Source organism: Micromonospora endophytica (assembly GCF_003236305.1).
GTDB lineage: Bacteria > Actinomycetota > Actinomycetes > Mycobacteriales > Micromonosporaceae > Micromonospora > Micromonospora endophytica.
The window spans coordinates 1-1,329 of record NZ_POTX01000465.1; the positions used below are offsets into that span (position 1 = coordinate 1).

Here is a 1,329-nt window from a genome sequence, read left to right on the forward strand (position 1 = left end):
TGAGGTTCCCCCGGTAGCTCGGAGGCTTTCGATCATGCTCTGATGGAGCTGAAGGGAGTCATCCGTGGCAGCACCGAAGAAGTACCCCGATGAGCTGCGTGAACGTGCGGTGCGTTTGTATCGGGAGTCGGACCCGAAGCCCGTGATCCGCCAGCTGGCACGCCAGCTTGGTGTGCATCACGAAGCGTTGCGCAACTGGATCCGCCAGGACGAAGCCGACCGAGGTCAGCGTGACGACCGGCCGACCAGCGGGGAGCTGGAGGAGTTGCGCCGGCTGCGGCGGGAGAACGCCGAACTGAAGCGGGCCAACGAGATCTTGAAGGCCGCGTCGGCTTTTTTCGCCTCGGAGCTCGACCCGACCCGGCGACGGTCGTGACGCTCGTCGACGAGCTACGCGATCGCTTCGGGGTCGAGCCCGTCCTCCGGGTCCTCAACGTCGCCCCGTCGACCTACTACGGCTGGCTCGCCCAGGCCACCAACCCCTCCGCGCGGCGACGTGAGGACGCGGACCTGGCGGTGGAGATCGCGGAGATCCACGACGTATCGGGCGGCACCTACGGCAGCCCGCGAGTGCACGCCATGCTGCGCCGCCAAGGCCGCCAGGTGGGTCGCAAGCGGGTGGAGCGGTTGATGCGGACCGCCGGCCTGCAAGGGGCGTTCCTGCGCAAGAAGTGGCGCATCCCCTCGACCCGGTCGAACCCGAAGGCGACACCGGCTCCCGATCTGGTGAACCGGCAGTTCACGGCTGCGGCGCCGAACCGGTTGTGGGTCGCCGACGCCACCCACATCCCCTGCGGTGAGGGCGTGTTCTGGCTGGCCGCGGTGCGGGACGTGTTCTCCAACCGCATCGTGGGCTGGCGGTGCTCCGACCGCTGCGACACCGACCTGATCCTCGGCGCTCTGGAATACGGCATCTGGTCGCGCGACGTCCGCGACGGCCAACTGATCCACCACTCAGACCGCGGGTCGAACTACACGTCGTTCCGCTTCGCGCAACGCCTGGCGGACAACGGCATCCTGCCCTCCATGGGGTCGGTCGGCGACTCGTTCGACAACGCCCTGATGGAGAACTTCTGGTCGACGTTGAAGATCGAACTGGTCTACCGCAACTCGTGGCGCACTCGTGACGAGGCCGAGAACGCGATCTTCACCTACATCGACGGGTGGTACAACACCCGCCGTATCCAGAAAGACCTCGGCTGGCGATCCCCAGACGAGTACGAAACCGCCTGGCACACCCACCAGGCCCGACAGGACCAGACGGCTATCGTTCAGCCTGAGCCCACCGGCGCCAGGTAACCAACCCTCCGGCGAACCGGGGGAACCTCA

The 1,329-nt window shown here is 66.9% G+C and carries 2 protein-coding genes; both read left to right on the plus strand.

Translation table 11 applies throughout. The features are described from left to right. Positions 1-64: 64 nt before the first annotated feature. Positions 65-376 carry a transposase gene (locus tag C1I93_RS30525; RefSeq protein ID WP_047892275.1) on the plus strand — a complete coding sequence of 104 codons (312 nt, stop codon included), beginning with the start codon at positions 65-67 and terminating at the stop codon, positions 374-376. After that, on the plus strand, positions 373-1,299 hold the full coding sequence (locus C1I93_RS30530) for an IS3 family transposase (RefSeq protein WP_111246690.1): 927 nt from the start codon (positions 373-375) through the stop codon (positions 1,297-1,299). The genes C1I93_RS30525 and C1I93_RS30530 overlap by 4 nt, the downstream gene beginning before the upstream one ends. The last annotated feature ends 30 nt before the right edge of the window (positions 1,300-1,329 follow it).